The sequence below is a fragment of the Pseudomonas sp. GM102 genome, assembly GCF_000282555.1.
GTDB lineage: Bacteria > Pseudomonadota > Gammaproteobacteria > Pseudomonadales > Pseudomonadaceae > Aquipseudomonas.
The window spans coordinates 59,976-77,186 of record NZ_AKJB01000090.1 but is presented as its reverse complement, the minus strand read 5'-3'; the positions used below and the strand labels follow the sequence as shown (position 1 = coordinate 77,186).

The window sequence follows — 17,211 nt, the reverse complement described above, 5'->3', positions numbered from 1 at the left end:
ATGTGTTCATTCGAATGACATGTCTACACTGACATGTCTAAAACGTGAACATAGAAGCGGATTGATGATGGTGAACCCACAGCTAACAGCCTTCAGCGCGCAAGACCTCGATTACATCACCGCGCTCGGGCCTGCATCGTTGAACGAAGGACCGATCGCCGAGCTGGACCAGGCTTGGCTGGCTTGCCTGAAAGGGTGCATCGATCGACCTGCGGGGGTCAGGCAGGTTATCTGGGATTCCTGGCTGCGCAGCGTCAGTGCCGGCCTCGATCCTGAGGATGGCGAATACCGGTTCGTCGCCCCGGCCGTTCTGGCCGCAACGCTTGCGGCCAATCGCGCCTTGATCTCCGCAGCGGCGGAGGTCATGAAGGGATTACTGGCTTACAACCCCAGGGGCCATATCAATCTGACCGATGCCGCAGGCACGACCCTGTATTTCTGCGGCCTGGACCTCACGCCTGTGGGCAGCCGGCTGTTGGAGTCGGTGCAGGGCACCAACTGCACCGGGCTGGCGCTTGCCGAAGATCGCTTGGTGTATGTGCTGGCCGAGGAAAACTTCGGGATCGGCCTGCGTCGCCGGCGCATGCATTGTGCTGCCGCGCCGATCAGGGATGCGCAGGGCAGGACGCTGGCCATGCTGACCTTGACCGCTGAGCCGGGCTGGTTTCATTTCCATACACTGGGCACCGTCCAGGCAGCGGCCGAAGCGGTCTCGCGGCAGATGGCGCTTCAAGCTCTGTTGGAAGAACAGCAAACCGTCCTCGAAGTGCTCAACGAGGGTCTTGTGGTGCTGGATGAACGGGGCTGCATCAAGGCGCTCAACCGTTATGCCCGCCAATTGTTTCGTGTGGGGCTGGATCTACTGGGCAGCCCGTTCCAGCGTCTGGGCCAGAGCGAGCTGACCGATGAGATTCTGCTGCGTGGCGGGGAAGGGCAGCAGTATGAAGGGATAAGGGACCTGGATTGCACGTTTGAATTGCATGATCGCAGCCACTTGGCGTGTCTGGTCTCGGTGTGCCCACTGGAGCAGGGCGGGCGCATTGTTTCGTTGCGCGAGAACCGGCGCATCCGGGAAATTACCCGGCGGATCATCGGCACTCAAGCCAGCTACACCTTCGAGACCATTCAAGGCAGTTCGCGAGCCATACAGGACGCGTTGCACCTGGGGCGGATTGCCAGTCGCAGTGACTCGACCACGCTGATCCTGGGGGAAAGCGGCACCGGCAAGGAGCTGTTCGCCCAGTCAATCCATAACGCCAGCGAGCGTTGCAACGGTCCGTTTGTGGCCGTCAATTGCGGGGCCATTCCGCGAGATCTGGTGCAGAGCGAACTGTTTGGTCATGTCGAGGGCGCCTTCACCGGATCGGCCCGTGGCGGCTCTGCCGGGAAGTTCGAATTGGCCGATGGCGGAACGATCTTCCTCGACGAAATCGGTGACATGTCTTTCGATGCCCAGGTCAGCCTGCTGCGCGTCTTGCAAGAAGGCGAGGTGACTCGCGTGGGCGCGAAAAAATCGCAGCAAGTGGACGTACGCATCATCGCCGCCACCCACCGCAACCTGAGCCAGGCGGTTGCCGATGGCGCCTTCCGTGAGGATCTTTACTACCGGCTCAATGTACTGAACCTGACGGTTCCGCCGCTGCGGATGCGTCGGGAAGATGTTCCATTGCTGGCGCGGCATTTTCTCAATCGTTGCACCCGGTCGTTGCGCAAATCGGTGCAGGGCATCTCGCCAGAGGCGTTGGATATTCTTTCGGCCTATAGCTGGCCGGGTAATGTTCGTGAGTTGGAAAACACCATTGAACGTGCGACCAATCTGGCGGTGACCGAACTGATCCAGCCAGCTGATCTACCGCTTGAAATCAAGCAAAGGCTACGTCAGCCGGTGCCGGGAAGTGTGCCCGAACCCCGGGCTGCCCTAGACCTCGGCACCCATGAAATGAATGCGATCATCGCCGCCCTCAGGGATACCCGCGGCAACATCCGCCTGGCCGCGAGGCAGCTGAATGTTTCTCGCGGCGGGTTGTACAACAAGATGAATCGGTTCGGGCTGAGTGCCGATGCTTTCCGTTCGGAGCCCGACTTCTGATGAGTAGGATGAATGAAGAGCGACCTTGTGGCGAGGGAGCTTGCTCCCGCTGGGTCGCGCAGCGGCCCCAATAGGGCTGCCGCAGTTTTTTCAGAAAGAACTCAGTGATCGGTTTTGGGGCTGCTACGCAGCCCAGCGGGAGCAAGCTCCCTCGCCACAGGTTTGGTGTGTCTGCGAAAGTGTGTGGATATTCTCGGTAACCCTCACAGGTTCAGCCTCGAGCGTTCTCTGAGGTGATGATCTGCAATGGGATATAAATTCGATGCCGTATCGGATCGAAGTCCGGCGTGGTCTGCAGTTCGACCAGCAAGTCGACCAGCGCTGCCGCCAGCAATCGCGGCTGGGAGTCGATCACCAGGCTGATCAATCCCTGATTCAACGCTTGTCGCGACAGCTCGGTCGACTCCTGCAGAATGCAGCACAGCGACGGCTGCTTCGGTAGCTGCGACAGGGCATTGATGACCCCGTCGCCGCCACCGCCGACCACGCACAACCCCCGCAAGTCGTCATGCCGCGCCAACAGGTCCAGCGTCGCCTCTTCGGTGATGTCGCAATTGTCCAGATTGATCACCGCTTCCAGCAGCCGCAACCCTGGGGCGCGCTCCGCCAGGTAGCTGCGCAGCCCCTCGACCCGCGCCTGATGGCCAAGAAAACGGTGGCCGCCGAGCAACACCCCGACGCTGCCTTTGCGGGCGCCACACGTGTGCGCCATCAGCCAACCCATGGTACGTCCGACCTCGTGATTATCCTGGCCGACGTAAGGCTCATCCGCCGTCTCATGAATGTCCGACAGCATCGCGATCACCGGCACGCCGGCCTCTCTGATCTGCGCGATGGCGGCATTGATCAGCGGATGCGCGAAGCTGACCACCGCCAGAGCGTCGCACTGCACCGCCAGTTGTTCGATCTGGGCAATGATCGCGCTGGGCGTGCGATCGAAAACGTACTCGAATTGAATGCTCAGGTTGGCGCCAGCCTGACGCTGCGCCGCCTCGGTGATGGCGGCGGCCACGTTGCCATAAAACGCCTGGGCGGTACCGAGTAGCAGGATGCCGAAACGATAGGTGGGACGCCGTTCGCGGATCCGCTGGCCGATCAGCCTGGCGGCGAAATAACCGACCGCTTCGGCGGCCTGGAATACCTGCTCGGCGGTGTCCGGGTTGACCGGAGCCCTGGCGTTGAGCACCCGGTCCACGGTGGCGACACTCAAGCCAGCGTGTTCGGCAACGGTGGCGATGGTTGGGCGTTTAGTGTTGTTCATGGCGGGCCCCGCAAGCGCTTTGATAGAAAACTATCAAGCTTCAATGGGCCTGGATGATAGCTTGATAGGGAATGTATTCAAGGGCTTGAGGGTGATTTCTGCGCTCTCTATATTTTCCCCAGCGATGTGATCCCGCGTCGAAAAGTGCCTAAAATAATCAAGCTTGCGGAGAACAATAAAATGCCTGAACAAAACGCAGCCTTTGAAAACCCCGGTAAACCCAAGCCTCGGGATTATCGATTGACCGGCCCCGAAGCCGCCCGAGCGGCGCAAAAAGGCCTGGTATCGGCAAGCTGGTACCAATCCCCCATTTCTCGTAAACGCATGAAGGAATTAATGCAGCGCCGCGATGGCCCGGCCTTGCTGGATACCGCGATCTGGCTGTCGGCGATGGTCGTGACCGGGGTCGGTGGTTACTGGTTCTGGGGCTCCTGGGCCTGCGTTCCGTTCTTCTTCGTCTACGGGCTGCTCTACGGCACGGCGTCCAATGCCCGTTGGCACGAAGCGGGTCACGGTACGGCGTTCAAGACCCGCTGGATGAATGACGCGATCTATCAGCTGTCGAGCTTCATGTTCATGTTCGAACCCCAAGTCTGGCGCTGGAGCCATGCACGGCACCACACCGACACCGTGATCGTCGGCCGCGATCCAGAGATTGTCGAACCACGTCCGCCAAGCCTGATCAATATGGTGCTGAGCCTGTTCAGAATGCCTTACGCGTTGAACACGATGTGGTCAGTCTGCAAGCACGCGGTAGGGCGGATGGGTGAAGAAGAGCAGACGTTCATCCCCGAATCCGAGTGGCCCAAGGTGGTGAGGGACGCACGCGTCTGGCTGGTGATTTATGCGCTCACCGTGGGTACTGCGGTTTATCTGCAGAGCTGGTTGCCGCTGATGTTCATCGGCCTGCCGACCCTCTATGGCGGTTGGCTCTCCTACCTGTTCGGCCTGTCGCAGCATGTCGGCCTGGCTGAGGACGTACTCGATCACCGCAGCAACTGCCGCACGATTTATATGGGCCCGGTGCTGCGCTTTATGTACCTCAACATGAACTATCACCTTGAGCATCACATGTATCCGATGGTGCCGTTTCACGCGCTGGCGCAGCTTCACGAGGAGATTCGCCGTGACTGCCCGCCGCCTTACACCAGCCTGTTCGAGGCTTTCAAGGAAATCCTCCCGACCATCTGGAAGCAGCGCAAAGACCCGACGTATTTCGTCTCTCGTCCTTTGCCACAAAGCACCAAACCCGCCGCAACCGTCCGGGCACAACCTGAAGCAATGCCGGGCTGACATCCAATAGGCACAACCCCTGTGGGAGCGGGCTTGCTCGCGAAGACGGCGTCACAGTCAACATCGATGTCGCCTGATACACCGCTTTCGCGAGCAAGCCCGCTCCCACATGACACCTTCCTGCCTGTACCACTACAAGAGAAAACGCCATGACCGATCAATGGATCGATGTATGTGCCGTGGACGATATCGACGATGAAGATGTCATTCGTTTCGACCATGGCCAGCACACCTATGCCGTCTACCGCTCCGCTAACAGCGAGTTTTTCGCCACCGCGGGCCTGTGCACCCACGAGTCCATCCACTTGGCTGATGGTTTGGTGATGGACCATGTCGTCGAGTGCCCCAAGCACAACGGGCGTTTCGACTATCGCTCCGGCAAAGCCCTTGGCGCACCGGTGTGCGTCAATCTCAAGACCTATGAAGTCCGGGTCGAGGCGGGGCGTGTGCTGCTCGCCATCACGGTTTAACTGCACGGAGTCTGTGCCATGAATCCTGCCAATGCTCCACTGGTCATCGTCGGCGCCGGGCATGCGGGTGGCCGTGCGGCCCTGACCCTGCGCGGCGAAGGTTATAGCGGTCGCCTGATTCTGATAGGCGACGAGTCCCACGCGCCCTATGAACGTCCGCCGCTGTCCAAGGGGCTGTTGCAGGGCACGGTCGATCTGGCGGGTTACAGCCTGTGCGATACCGCTCAGCTCGCCGAACTGGACATCGAACACCTGGCCGGCAACCCGGTGAAATGCCTGGATCCGCAGCAGCATCGTCTGCAACTGGCTGACGGCAGTTGGCTGCATTACGCCCGGCTATTATTGGCGACGGGAGGGCGCTCGCGCAGACTCGCCTCGGTGCCCGAGCACCTGCTCAATGTGCATTATCTGCGTACCCATGACGAGGCCCTGGCACTGCGCGCTTCGTTGCAACCTGACACCCGCGTGGTGATCATCGGTGGCGGCTTCATCGGGCTCGAAGTCGCCGCCACCGCCCGGGCCTTGGGTTGCACCGTGACCTTGCTCGAGGCCGGTCCGCGCTTGGCGGGTCGGGTGTTGCCGGAGCAACTGTCCAGTGTCCTGCTGGACCTGCATCGCAGTCAGGGCGTGGATGTCCGGCTGAATGTGGCGATTGAGGCGGTGCAGGGCACTACTCACGTTGAGTCCGTGCAACTGGTCGACGGCGAGTTGCTGCCCTGTGACTTGGTGGTGGTGGGCATCGGCATGCAACCCAACATTGAACTGGCCGCGGCCGCAGGACTTGAGGTCGGCCAGGGCATTCGCGTCGATGCCCAACTGCGCACCAGCGCGCAGGACATCTTTGCGGCGGGCGATGTCTGTGAGTTTCGACTGCACCCGCAAGGCGTTTTCCAGCGACAGGAAACCTGGCGCAACGCCGAGACCCAAGGTCGTCACGCCGCCCTGAATCTGTTGGGCGGCGAGCTGCCTTTCGAGGTCATTCCCGGTTTTTGGTCCGATCAATACGACTGGGGATTGCAGACCGTGGGCATGATCGCAAACACACAACCCACGGCGAGCCGGATAACACCGGGTGGCGGATTCCTGTTGTTCTACCTCGATGCCGAGCAACGTTTGCAAGGCGCTTGCGGCTGGGGGCAGGGGAATAGCATCGCCAAGGACATCAAGCTGTGCGAACGGCTGATCGCTCACCGTAACCTCCTTTCGGTAGACGCTCTGGCCGACGCCGATGTACCGCTCAAACAACTGCTGAGGAACTGACATGCGTGAATTCCTGGTCTTTCAGTCCCAGTGGGCCATGCAAGATCACCGCGGCCAATGCGACCTTCCCCTGGAAGCGCAAGTGGAGAAAATCGCCGCCGCCGGCTTCGACGGCATCACCGACCATTTCTGGGTCGCGCCACATGCCGCACGCCTGCATGCCGCCGCCAAGGCGCAAGGCCTGCAAATCGAAGGGCAGGTGTTCCCCCGCACCGTGGATGATCTGGCGGCAGCGATCGACGTCGCGGCCCGCTACGGCTGCCACCACCTCACGCTGCAAGCAGACGTGCGGCCGCGCACGCTGAAGCAAGCTATCGAACTGATCGAAGGCTGGCAGCGTCTGGCCGAGCAGGTGGACTTTCCCGTTCTGCTGGAAACCCACCGTTATCGCCTCACCAATGACCTGTTGTTCACCCTCGACATTCTCGAGGAAATGCCCAATCTCAAACTGTTGGCCGACCTGTCCCACTATGTCGTAGGCCGCGAACTGCCAGAGCCGGCCACCGCCGAAGACGACGAACAGATCCACACCATCCTGCGCCACAGTTGGGGTTTTCATGGGCGTGTCGCCAACGGCGAACAGGTCCAGGTGCCCCTGAGCTTCGCCCAGCATCGACCCTGGCTGGAACGTTTCCTGGGCTGGTGGCGCTATGGAATAGAGGATTGGCTGGCCCGCCCGAACACGCCCGCCAGCCTGTCCTTCACCTGCGAACTCGGCCCGCCACCTTATGCCATCACCGGTGCCGATGGACGCGACATCACCGATCGCTGGGCCGAGGCGCTGATGCTTAAGGAGGTGATACGTGAGGTTTGGGATGATTGTCGGGCGGGGTCAAATGATGGGGGGGGATTTAATGCAGGAGTGGCGTAGGGTAGGCACTTTCAACCCCATAGCGGACGTTTAGCAAACTCGATCCTTTCGCCTGTCCTTGGTCAGGCGGGGACGGGTTTGGGCGGCGCATCTGCAAAATAGCCGCACAGCGCTGCCATACATTTGATTCAGAAGCGCTCGACAACGGGCTCTTGGTGCTGGCGGCCGCCCATGCAGTCGCTACATCCAGAAGCGTGTCTAGGCCTCAGTCTCGATGACTGCTTAACGCACAACATCCACTGCAGTGAACGTGTACACGCTATTCGATTTGTCCCACGTCGACTCCAGCGTCAGGGAAACCCCCAAATCCTCGATAAAGGCGTTGGAGGTTTTACTGGTGCCCTGTTCGCACTCAAGCGCGATGGCATCGCCGGTCAGTGAGGCGAATACTTGCCGGGCAGGGAAGCGCTGACCCACGGTGCAAGTCGTCGACAGCTTCATGGGTTTGTCGGTTGGCCGGGCAGGCACTTCTTCCATGACCAGGCGAGCGCTCAACGTCTGGCCGGGGCTCCAGCTCGTCGGGGCCTTAACCTCAAGTTCGCGGGTGAGCAACACGCGTCCATCGCCTACGCCGTTCATTTTCGACTTCAACTGAATCAGGCCCGCCTGGGTGAGACGCTCGACGTGGAAGGTTTTGCTGTAGATCTCGTTCTTCTTCAGCAAACCGCCATCTGCGGTGTACTCAACCGTCACCGGACGATCCTTGATCGCATTGCCTGTCCTGGTGGCGTAGGTGTAGCTCAACGTTTTGAATTTCGGCTTGAGCAGAGGCGAGTCGAGGCGCTTGAGCACGTCTTCCGGTACGGCGACACCGGCAATGCTCGTATCCGGTTGTGGCTGAGGATAATCCGCCGGCGTGATGTCCGGGCGCAGTTGGGTAAGCATCGCACCGTCAACGGCGCCTTGCAGGGAACAATTGACCCGCGACTGAGTGCCCTGTTTGCCTTGCGCCTCGACGATCAAGATGCGTTCCACACGTTTGTTACCCGGCGCCGTGCCTGGCTGCGGTTGGATGAGTCGCCATTGGTCACCGACCTTGAGTTCACTGCGCACATAGGACGAGCCTACATTCTGCAGTTGCCCAGGTTGCTCCATCAGCGGCGCGAGGCGCTTAGCCACTTCGTCTATGCCGCCTTCAACAATGAAGCCCCAGAAATAGTAGTGACCCAGTTGGCCGAGGTCGTTACTCTCGTCGACATAGGACAACAGTTTCATACCGGCAACGATCGGCGTACCGCGCAGAGACACTGAATTTTCCGGGCTGCTGCCGCGGCTTTTAACGGTTATCCACGCCGCATCTTTTTCCTGCTTAAGCGGCGCAAACGCCCCCCAGGCATCACGGTGGGTGTTCAGGCTGGAGAAGAAACTGGCATCGCAGCGGGTGAAGGCCTTGAACGTTTCGGTCAGCGCAGAATCGCTGGCTTGGGCGACGATGGGCAGGAGCAGAGCGCAAGCGAGGAGCAGAGCAGAGGACGGCAACTTCATCGAACGGGATGTCCTTATCAGTGGGCTGTACGGATGACGGCATATGGCCATTATCCAGAAACTGGAGGGTGAACTCCAGTCGTTCCTGTGCAAGTCACGATCGTCCACCGGGTTGCTTTACACTCCAATGTCGCTATGGGGTAAAACTTGAAAACCACGTTCGTTATTGGCTGAAAGCAGCCTGTCAGTTAGGGAAGAGTTGAATGGTGTTCAGGGTGATGGTGGTCGGTGGCTACGGAAACTTCGGTAGCATCGTTTGCAGGCATTTGGCGACGATGCCAGATGTGGAGCTGGTGATCTCGGGCCGCGATCCACACAAGTTGCAGCGCAAAGTCGATGAGTTGAAAAGCCAATCGGGCACTGTCGCCGAAAGTTGGTGCGGCAATGCCATGGGCACTGAGTTCAAATCCGTTTTGGGCTCGATGAACATCCAGTTGGTCATCCATACCGGCGGCCCGTTTCAGGGGCAATCCTATGCAGTCGCCGAAAGTTGCATAAACGCTGGCGTGAACTATTGCGACCTGTCGGATTGCCGAACCTTCGTCAACGGCGTTGGCGTACTCGATGCCCAGGCGAAACAGGCCGCAGTGGCGATCCTCAGTGGCTGCAGTTCAGTGCCGACGCTTTCGTCAGCCATCATCGATCAGCAGCGCTCTCGCTTCAGTCGTATCGACTCGATCGAGCACGGCATATCCTCTTCGGCGAAGATACCGGGATTGTCGACCGTCGAAGGCGTACTCGCCTACGCAGGTAAACCGATCAAGCAATTCAAGAATGGCAAGGTGCATGAAGTGTTGGGTTGGCAGGATCTGACGCTTCGCAAGATGCCGCACTTGGGCACTCGGGTGCTGGCCAACGTCGATGTGCCGGACATGGATATTTTCATCGGCCGCTATGGCGCGCAAACCCTGAGCTTCAAGGCCGGCGCAGGCTTGAAGCTTGGGGGTGTCGCCAACTATCTGCTGGCTCAGGCGCTGAGGATCGGGCTGGTTCGCGACCATGCCCTTTGGGCCGCAAGACTGCATCGGCTGGGGACCAGGTTTGAACGCTTCGGCGATGGTAAAAGCGCGATGTACATCGACGTTCAGGGCATGGGAGTTGATGGGAAACCGCTGGCCATGACCGTGCAACTGACGGCCATGAATGACAAAGGTCCGGAGATCCCAAGCTGCGCAGCTGTAGCCTTGGCCGCGAAAATGGCCCAGGGGTATGTGCCGCAACCCGGTGCCCGGGCTTGTGTGGGCGAAATTACTGTCGATGAATACATGGCAGCGATCAACGATCCGGACAATTTGAGCCTGTCCGTGCAGTTCTCTGACGAGCCGCGCTGAGATGCTCTATCTATGCCTGAAGTACCTCCACGTCATCGCCGCGATTTTCCTGTTCGGATTCGGCATGGGCTCCTACCTCTACCTGATCGCAGCCAGCCGTACGGCCAACCCTCAAGTGATTGCGCATGTGGCCCGAATGGTCGTGCGTTTCGACACCTGGATCACCACGCCGGCAGGCTTTATTCAGATCATCACGGGCTACTTGCTGATGAGGCTCTCCGGACTTCCCATGACCACGGAATGGGTGCTGACTTCGTTGATTATCTTCTTCTGCGTGGGTTCGCTTTGGCTGCCGGTATTGGTGCTGCAGAAGCGGCTGTATCTGATGGCGTCGTGCGCGGTTGAGGCTGGAAACGGACTCGATGATGAATACCGATCCGTGTACAAAAAATGGTTGTGGATGGGGGTAGTCGGTTTTGTCGGGATGTTTGTGATTGTGCTGATGATGGTGACGAAGATGACGCCGGTGCAACTGGTCGAGCTATTGGGATAGCAGGATCGGCTGGCTCAAGACTTGGTGTTCCAGGCCACTGCGCACAGGGCAAGTCCCGCCACATTCAACGAGACCGGATTGAAGGCATCCTTGAGCATTGATGGATTGAAAATCGCCACATCCAGCAGCAGGCCAAATAGCGCCGTCGCGGCGACGGCAAGAGGCCAGCCACTGCGCGGCGCGAGCAGTATCCATAAGGCCAGTGCAATCTCTGCGACCCCGGCAATATTGGCGAACAGCTCAACCTGAGTGATCCCGTGAGACTGGATCATTGTCAGCTCGCCCGGGCTTAGCCACAGCAACTTGGGAATCAGACCGTGGTAGCCAAACATGAACGCCAGCCCCCCACGGGCGATCCAGTTAATGCGTGTGAGGGCGTTCATAGGGGCGCTTTCAAAAAGCGCTGTTCATGATCAGGATCCGGCAACAGGCACCTGTCGTATTTCCCGAAGAGCCGATAACGATTAAGCGCAATGCGGTCGTATGCCCAATCTCGAAGCTTGCGAGGGAAGATGCGCAAGAGGTTCACGGGGCGCCAGAGTGCGGGCAATTGGGCGATGACTTCGAAAAATGCGTCTGAACGCTCCCAGTAATGTCGGTCACGGATCACTGCCATGGTCTCGAATTGATCCACGGGCAAACCTGCCCACGCGAGCAGGGCCTGCCCCTCGGGTGACTGAACCGCCGCCAACCGCACGCGCCGCTGGCGGTCATGGCGAATCAAGAACCTCGCCCAGCCATTGCACAATTTGCAGACTCCGTCGAACAAGACCACAGTTTCTCCTGGCTTGAGCAGGGGGGCGGGAGAGGGGCGGATTTGCGAGGCTGGCATAAGCAATGGGTCCGAGGGAGCCTGGTTATCCCGGATCATAACCGCGTATCAGCGTTAAAGTCTGCGTTTGGCCGGTTGCTTTCAGTCACGAAGGGCCGTTAACGGACCCAAAGGTGACGGTAGCGCAAGACCGCAATCAGCAAGAAAGCGGGTGTTGGATTTCTATCACTGCTTGATTGAATTTGCCGTCAAGGTATCTACCAAACCCGAGGTGATTCAGCAGGTGGGCGGCGAAGAAAGCATCTCCAGACCACTCCCGCACGGGTCTATCAGGTAAAAACCAGAACGGAATCACTTTTTCGGTGGTTTACCGCTGGCAGGGATGTGCAGGTACGACATCACGCTTTCAGTCAGTTCGGTTGCCAGTTTGACCGCTTCTTTATTGCGCGCCATCACGCCGGCGACCAAGCCTTCGATCAAGGCCAGCACGGCGATGTTGGAACTGGTCAGCACCGGGTGATCGCAAGGCGCAAACAGCGTGTGCTCGGCAATGCCGGTGAGCGGCGAGGCGGGGGAGTCGGTAATGGCCAGCACCGATGCGCCACGTTCATTGGCGAAGCGTGCCAGTTGCAGGGTGTCGAGGGAGTAGCGCGGCAGGGAGATCGCCAGCAACACGTCCTGGTCGGTGATTGCGGCCAGACGGTAAGCGGCGTTTTCGTTGCCGCCTTCCATGCTGATGGCCGCGGCGTCCGCACAAAAGGGCATCAGGGTCGAGGCAGCAAGACCGGCGAAGTAAACACTGTTGCCGAACCCCAGAATGTAGATTTTGCGTGCCGTGGTCAGGCGAGTGACGAAGGCTTCAAAGGTGTCGGCGTGGTTGTTGGTCACTGCCGTGGCCAGGTTGCTGCTGGCGCTCTGGAGTTGTTCATGCAGGCCAAACGCGCCACCGGGGCGATGGGCAAGTTCGTTGCGCAGTTTGTCGACCGGCGACACCATCTGCTGCAACGTTGCGACCAGCTCGGCCTTCATGCCGCTGTAGCCACCGAGGTCCAGTGCTTTGGCCAGACGGTTGACGGCGGCGGGTGAGGTCAATGTCTCGTGAGCCATCTCCTCGATGGTCAGTGTCGCGGCCTTGAGCGGGTGACGCAGGATAAAGTCCGCCACCTTGCGCAGTGACGGCGGCAGTTCGGAAACGATTTCCGTCAGTTTGCGCATGACCGGCGCGGCATAGACAGTGGTGTCTTTCGATGGGGTTGGCATATCCAGCTCAACATTTCCTGAAGGTGAAAGAAGGGCTGTGCCTGATGCCCTGACAAGGTTGGCTGGAGTGTATCCCAAGCCTGCCTTGTCAGGGCAGCGCCGAGCCGTGGATGGGTGGGCGGCGGTCTTACTTCAAACTCCCGGACAGAAACTGCTGGAGGCGTTCGGATTGCGGGTTGACCAGCACCTCGCTCGGGTCGCCGCGCTCTTCGACAACGCCCTTGTGCAGGAACACCAGTTGGTTCGACACCTCTCGGGCAAAGCCCATTTCGTGAGTCACCACCACCATGGTGCGGCCTTCCTGCGCCAGATCCTGCATGACTTTAAGCACTTCGCCGACCAGTTCGGGGTCGAGCGCCGACGTCGGCTCATCAAACAGCATCACTTGCGGTTCCATCGCCAGTGCGCGGGCAATGGCCACGCGCTGCTGCTCGCCACCGGACATATGCGCCGGCCAGGCGTTCATGCGGTGGGCTACCCCGACTTTATCAAGGTAGTGCTCGGCCTTTTCCCGTGCCTCTTTCTTGCCCAGGCCCTGCACATGCACCGGGGCTTCCATGACGTTTTCCAGAGCGCTCATGTGTGACCAGAGGTTGAAGTGTTGAAACACCATCGATAGCTGTGAACGCATGCGTTGCAACTGCTTGGGTTCGGCCGCCTTCAGCCCGCCAAGCTTGTTGGCGACCAGCTTGAGCGGTTCGCCATTGAGTACGATATTGCCCGCATTGGGTTGCTCCAGCAGGTTGATGCAGCGCAGGAACGTACTTTTGCCAGAGCCGCTGGAACCGATGATGCTGATCACGTCACCGGCCTGTGCTTGCAGGGACACGCCCTTGAGCACCTGGTGCGCGCCGTAGCTTTTATGCAGGTCTTGAACTTCGAGTTTGTACATGGTTTTAACTCTCTGGCATCAGTCGCTGAGCAAGCGACCCTGGCGAATGGGGGTAGAACCGGCAACTTTGGCCAACCACAATCCAGGCTGGGCATAACGCAGCCGTTCGCGGGCATAGAGAATCCCGTCGGTACTGGCGTTCACCACGCTATGGCGGTCGGTCAGCGGGTCGATGACCTCGAAGAGCGGATCGCCAACCTTGACCTGCGCGCCCAGCGGTTGCAGAAAACTCACCACACCCGGATGGGGCGCACAGGCGTACTGCGCGCCGGCGAATGGCATGGCCTGGCAATGGCTCGGCGGTGCCGCTGGCCAGTCACCGCTGATCAGGCCTTGTTCGGCGAGATACCCGAGAATGGCTTGTGCACTGTCGACGCATTGCCCGCGCTCGGTGTCTGCCATGCCACGCAATTCGATGGTGGTGGCCATGCACGCCAGGGGAATATTGGCTTCAGGAAACCGCTCAGCCAGGCGTAACCATGCAATTGCGCAGGCTTCGTCGAAGGCACTGCCGCCCGCATCTTCGGCCAACAACGTGACCCCGGCGCCGAGGCGAGCGGCCAGTGACTGCAAGCGTGGCCAATGTTGCGGCATCGCATACAACAACATGATCGATTCGAAGTCGCAGTGCAGGTCCAGCACCACATCGGCGTCACAGGCATGCTGCAGCAACAAGCGACGCAGGCCGTCGAGTTCCGAGGTCGGTGCTGGCATGGCGGCGAGGGCATCGCCCATGGCGCGGCGGATGCGTGCGACGTTGGCGTCGGCATCGTCTACCAATTGGCCTTCCAACAGGGGGGCGACGGCATCGACCAACTCCGGGAACTCGCGATTGAAGTTCTTGCCGCTGGAGAACTCAAAGCGCCCCTGATGGGTGGCCTGGAACATCTGGGCGATACCGATCGGGTTGGCCATTGGCACCAACTCGATCACCCCGCTCAGGCGGCCTTGTGTTTCCAGTTCCAGAAGACGGCGCTTGAGCTCGACGGCGACGCGCATCCCCGGCAACTCGTCGGCATGCAATGACGCCTGGATGTACGCTTTGCGTGGTCCACTGCCAAAACGAAACAGCGTCAGCGTGCGTTCGGTGCCCGATGCACTCCACGGCAAGCGGTATTGAATGTGCTCCATAACAGCTCCTTAGTACTTGCGCGGTGCCAGATACGCCAGCCAATGGCGCTCGGCCAACTTGAACAGGCGCACCAGAATGAAGGTCAGGGCGAGGTAGATGAGCCCGGCGGTGATAAACGCCTCGAACGGCAGATAGAACCGTGAGCTGACAGTCCGCGCGGCCCCGGTGATGTCGACGAGGGTGACGATGGAGGCCAGGCTGGTGGTTTGCAGCATCATCAGCACTTCGTTGCTGTACTGCGGCAATGCCCGGCGCAAGGCCGATGGCATGAGAATGCGGCGATACAGGGTCAGGCGTGACATGCCCATGGCCTTGGCGGCTTCGATCTCGCCATGGGGGGTGGATTTCAAACTGCCGGCCAGCAACTCGGCGCTATAGGCACTGGTGTTGATCGCGAAGGCCAGGCAGGCGCAAAAGGTGGCGCTGGAGAGGTAAGGCCAGAGCACGCTTTGGCGCACGGCTTCGAACTGCGCCAGGCCGTAATAGATCAGGAACAGTTGCACCAGCATCGGCGTGCCGCGAATCACGTAGGTATAGAGCCAGGCCGGGAAGTTGATCAGCGGTGATCGCGACACCCGCATCAGCGCCAGTGGAATCGCCAATACCAAACCCAGGGCCAGGGAAATGAACAGGACTTTGAGGGTTAACAAGGCGCCATTGAAGTACAGCGGCAGGTTTTCCCAGATCAGGTTGTAGTCGAGAATCATCGGCGGTTTCCCTCACAATTCGGCGGCTTTGATGCCGACCGAGTAGTGTTTTTCCAGATAGCGCAGCACCAGCAAGGACAGGCTGGTGAGCATCAGATACAGCGCCGCTACCGCGAGGAAAAACGTGAATGGCTCGTGTGTGGCATCCGCTGCGTTCTTGGCTTTGAACATCATGTCCTGCAAGCCGATCACCGAGATCAGCGCGGTGGATTTGGTCAGTACCAACCAATTGTTGGTGAACCCGGGAATGGCGAAACGAATCATCTGCGGTACCAGAATTCGCCAGAACACCTGCGCACCGCCCATGCCATAGGCCACGCCAGCCTCGGCCTGACCTTTGGGGATCGCCATGAAGGCGCCGCGAAAGGTTTCCGAGAGGTAGGCACCAAAAATGAAGCCCATGGTGCAGACGCCAGCGATAAAGGGGTTGATGTCGATATAGCGGGTGTAACCGAGCGCCAGGGCGATGCGGTTCACCAGATCCTGGCCACCGTAGAAAATCAGCAGGATCAGCACCAGGTCTGGAATACCGCGAATCAGGGTGGTGTAACTTTCCCCGAGCACGGCCAGCCATTTGAGTGGTGACAATCGGAATGCCGCGCCGATCAGCCCCAGGGCAATTGCCAGGGACATGGACGTCAAGGCCAGGTTTATGGTCAGCCAGGCGCCATCGAGAATGCTCGATCCGTAGCCGTGAAGCATCATGAAGTTCCTCAAGCGAGCGCCGCGAGGCGCGCAAGACAAGCCCCGACAGACGCCTGCGATGGGCCGTCGCCGGGTCTTGGGTCAGGGGGGCAGGGGTAAGGCTTACTCGCCGTAGATATCGAACGCGAAGTACTTGGCCATCACTTGCTGGTACTTGCCATTGGCGCGAATGGCGTCAATCGCGGCACTCAGGCGCGCAACGTTGGCACTGTCGCCTTTGCGCACGGCGATCCCGGCGCCCCGGCCAAAATATTTCGGGTCGTTGATGTCGGGCCCTGTCAATGCGAAACCCTGCCCCGCCGGTGTTTTGATGAAGCTCTCATCGGTGTTGACGATGTCGGCGAGGGTGGCGTCCAGACGACCCGAGGCGAGATCGAGGAAGGCTTCATTTTGTGAGGAGTAGCGCACCACGACGACGCCGGCTTTTTCCAGTTGCTCGGTGGCAAAACGATCGTAAGTCGAGGAGCGCTGCACGCCGATTTTCTTACCCTTGAGGTCCACCAAAGGGTCATTGATCAGGTTGCCGGCCTTCATCGCGAACTTGCCCGGTGTGTGGTAGTACTTTTTGCTGAAGTCCACGGACTTCATCCGGTCTTCCGTGATTGACATCGACGACAGCACGGCATCGATCTTGCGCACTTTGAGCGACGGGATCATGCCGTCGAACTCCTGAATCACCCACTCGCATTTGACCTTCATTTCTTCGCACAAGGCGTTGCCGATGTCGTAATCGAATCCGCTGACGTTGCCCTCTGGTGTCTTGAAGGAGAAGGGAGGGTAGGCGGCTTCGATACCGATACGCAGGCTGTCTTCGTCGGCATGTGCCAGGAAGCTGAAAGCGCATAGCACCAGAGCACCTAGAAGTTCTGTCTTGTTCATATTGTTGACTCCTTGGAGGGCATTTTGGGGGTACGGGTGCCCGCCATCCGGGTTGGCGCGGCGGATCAGTCCTGTGATCGGCGAGGCTATAAATGACACAATAAAAATCAATTTTCAATACTTGTGAAAATATTCATATCAGTTCGGGGCGTGGCAAAGCGCAACAGTGCCCGGTTAGCGTGGGCACTGTTGACCGGTTCTGCGGGGATCAGAAAGATTATTCCGGGGGAGGCGAATGACCGTTTTTTGGTGTGGATTCAACCGGTGATGCGACCGATTGGCTGAATTTTTCAGCGGGTGTTTCGTCGTTC

Annotated in this window: 17 protein-coding genes; 7 read left to right on the top strand and 10 right to left on the bottom strand. The window is 59.4% G+C overall.

Annotated features, from left to right (window positions below; translation table 11 throughout):
• Nucleotides 1-67: 67 nt before the first annotated feature.
• A complete protein-coding gene (locus PMI18_RS07225) occupies nucleotides 68-2,089 on the top strand; it encodes a sigma-54 interaction domain-containing protein (protein ID WP_007904520.1) in 2,022 nt (673 codons plus the stop codon).
• Nucleotides 2,090-2,300: 211 nt separating this feature from the next.
• On the opposite strand, the gene PMI18_RS07230 is transcribed toward PMI18_RS07225, so the two are convergent.
• Nucleotides 2,301-3,350 (bottom strand): LacI family DNA-binding transcriptional regulator, encoded by a 1,050-nt coding sequence (locus tag PMI18_RS07230; protein ID WP_007904518.1) that lies wholly within the window; start codon nucleotides 3,348-3,350, stop codon nucleotides 2,301-2,303.
• Between the two features lie 180 nt (nucleotides 3,351-3,530).
• Here PMI18_RS07230 and PMI18_RS07235 point away from each other — a divergent pair, with 180 nt between their 5' ends.
• From PMI18_RS07235 to PMI18_RS07250, 4 genes are all read left to right on the top strand, one after another.
• The gene (locus tag PMI18_RS07235; protein WP_007904517.1) at nucleotides 3,531-4,643 is read left to right on the top strand and encodes a fatty acid desaturase family protein; all 1,113 of its coding nucleotides are present in this window, start codon (nucleotides 3,531-3,533) and stop codon (nucleotides 4,641-4,643) included.
• A gap of 149 nt (nucleotides 4,644-4,792) precedes the next feature.
• Nucleotides 4,793-5,113 carry a MocE family 2Fe-2S type ferredoxin gene (locus PMI18_RS07240; protein WP_007904516.1) on the top strand — a complete coding sequence of 107 codons (321 nt, stop codon included), beginning with the start codon at nucleotides 4,793-4,795 and terminating at the stop codon, nucleotides 5,111-5,113.
• Between the two features lie 18 nt (nucleotides 5,114-5,131).
• Nucleotides 5,132-6,373 (top strand): NAD(P)/FAD-dependent oxidoreductase, encoded by a 1,242-nt coding sequence (locus tag PMI18_RS07245; protein ID WP_007904515.1) that lies wholly within the window; start codon nucleotides 5,132-5,134, stop codon nucleotides 6,371-6,373.
• 1 nt (nucleotide 6,374) lies between these two features.
• Entirely contained in the window at nucleotides 6,375-7,244 is an 870-nt protein-coding gene (locus PMI18_RS07250) for a sugar phosphate isomerase/epimerase family protein (RefSeq protein WP_007904509.1), read from the top strand.
• 222 nt (nucleotides 7,245-7,466) lie between these two features.
• On the opposite strand, the gene PMI18_RS07255 is transcribed toward PMI18_RS07250, so the two are convergent.
• Complete coding sequence (locus tag PMI18_RS07255) at nucleotides 7,467-8,729, bottom strand: hypothetical protein (RefSeq protein WP_007904499.1); 1,263 nt, start codon at nucleotides 8,727-8,729, stop codon at nucleotides 7,467-7,469.
• Between the two features lie 203 nt (nucleotides 8,730-8,932).
• Here PMI18_RS07255 and PMI18_RS07260 point away from each other — a divergent pair, with 203 nt between their 5' ends.
• Both PMI18_RS07260 and PMI18_RS07265 read left to right on the top strand, forming a co-directional pair.
• The gene (locus PMI18_RS07260) at nucleotides 8,933-10,060 is read left to right on the top strand and encodes a saccharopine dehydrogenase NADP-binding domain-containing protein (protein WP_007904498.1); all 1,128 of its coding nucleotides are present in this window, start codon (nucleotides 8,933-8,935) and stop codon (nucleotides 10,058-10,060) included.
• A gap of 1 nt (nucleotide 10,061) precedes the next feature.
• Nucleotides 10,062-10,553, top strand: a complete 492-nt coding sequence (locus PMI18_RS07265) for a DUF2269 family protein (protein WP_007904497.1) — start codon at nucleotides 10,062-10,064, stop codon at nucleotides 10,551-10,553.
• Nucleotides 10,554-10,567: 14 nt separating this feature from the next.
• On the opposite strand, the gene PMI18_RS07270 is transcribed toward PMI18_RS07265, so the two are convergent.
• From PMI18_RS07270 to PMI18_RS07305, 8 genes are all read right to left on the bottom strand, one after another.
• Nucleotides 10,568-10,936 carry a DoxX-like family protein gene (locus PMI18_RS07270; RefSeq protein WP_007904496.1) on the bottom strand — a complete coding sequence of 123 codons (369 nt, stop codon included), beginning with the start codon at nucleotides 10,934-10,936 and terminating at the stop codon, nucleotides 10,568-10,570.
• Entirely contained in the window at nucleotides 10,933-11,385 is a 453-nt protein-coding gene (locus PMI18_RS07275) for a thiol-disulfide oxidoreductase DCC family protein (RefSeq protein WP_033036772.1), read from the bottom strand. Before PMI18_RS07275 ends, PMI18_RS07270 begins: the two co-directional genes overlap by 4 nt.
• Before the next feature lie 291 nt (nucleotides 11,386-11,676).
• A complete protein-coding gene (locus PMI18_RS07280) occupies nucleotides 11,677-12,585 on the bottom strand; it encodes a MurR/RpiR family transcriptional regulator (RefSeq protein WP_007904493.1) in 909 nt (302 codons plus the stop codon).
• 127 nt (nucleotides 12,586-12,712) lie between these two features.
• Entirely contained in the window at nucleotides 12,713-13,477 is a 765-nt protein-coding gene (locus tag PMI18_RS07285) for an ABC transporter ATP-binding protein (protein WP_007904480.1), read from the bottom strand.
• An 18-nt stretch (nucleotides 13,478-13,495) separates the two neighbouring features.
• A complete protein-coding gene (locus PMI18_RS07290) occupies nucleotides 13,496-14,608 on the bottom strand; it encodes a succinylglutamate desuccinylase/aspartoacylase family protein (protein ID WP_007904478.1) in 1,113 nt (370 codons plus the stop codon).
• A gap of 9 nt (nucleotides 14,609-14,617) precedes the next feature.
• Nucleotides 14,618-15,316: an ABC transporter permease gene (locus PMI18_RS07295; RefSeq protein WP_007904476.1), complete on the bottom strand. Its 699-nt coding sequence runs from the start codon at nucleotides 15,314-15,316 to the stop codon at nucleotides 14,618-14,620.
• A gap of 12 nt (nucleotides 15,317-15,328) precedes the next feature.
• Nucleotides 15,329-16,018 carry an ABC transporter permease gene (locus tag PMI18_RS07300; RefSeq protein ID WP_032830789.1) on the bottom strand — a complete coding sequence of 230 codons (690 nt, stop codon included), beginning with the start codon at nucleotides 16,016-16,018 and terminating at the stop codon, nucleotides 15,329-15,331.
• Between the two features lie 105 nt (nucleotides 16,019-16,123).
• Nucleotides 16,124-16,900, bottom strand: coding sequence for an ABC transporter substrate-binding protein (locus PMI18_RS07305; protein ID WP_007904471.1), 777 nt, complete (start codon nucleotides 16,898-16,900; stop codon nucleotides 16,124-16,126).
• Between the last annotated feature and the right edge of the window lie 311 nt (nucleotides 16,901-17,211).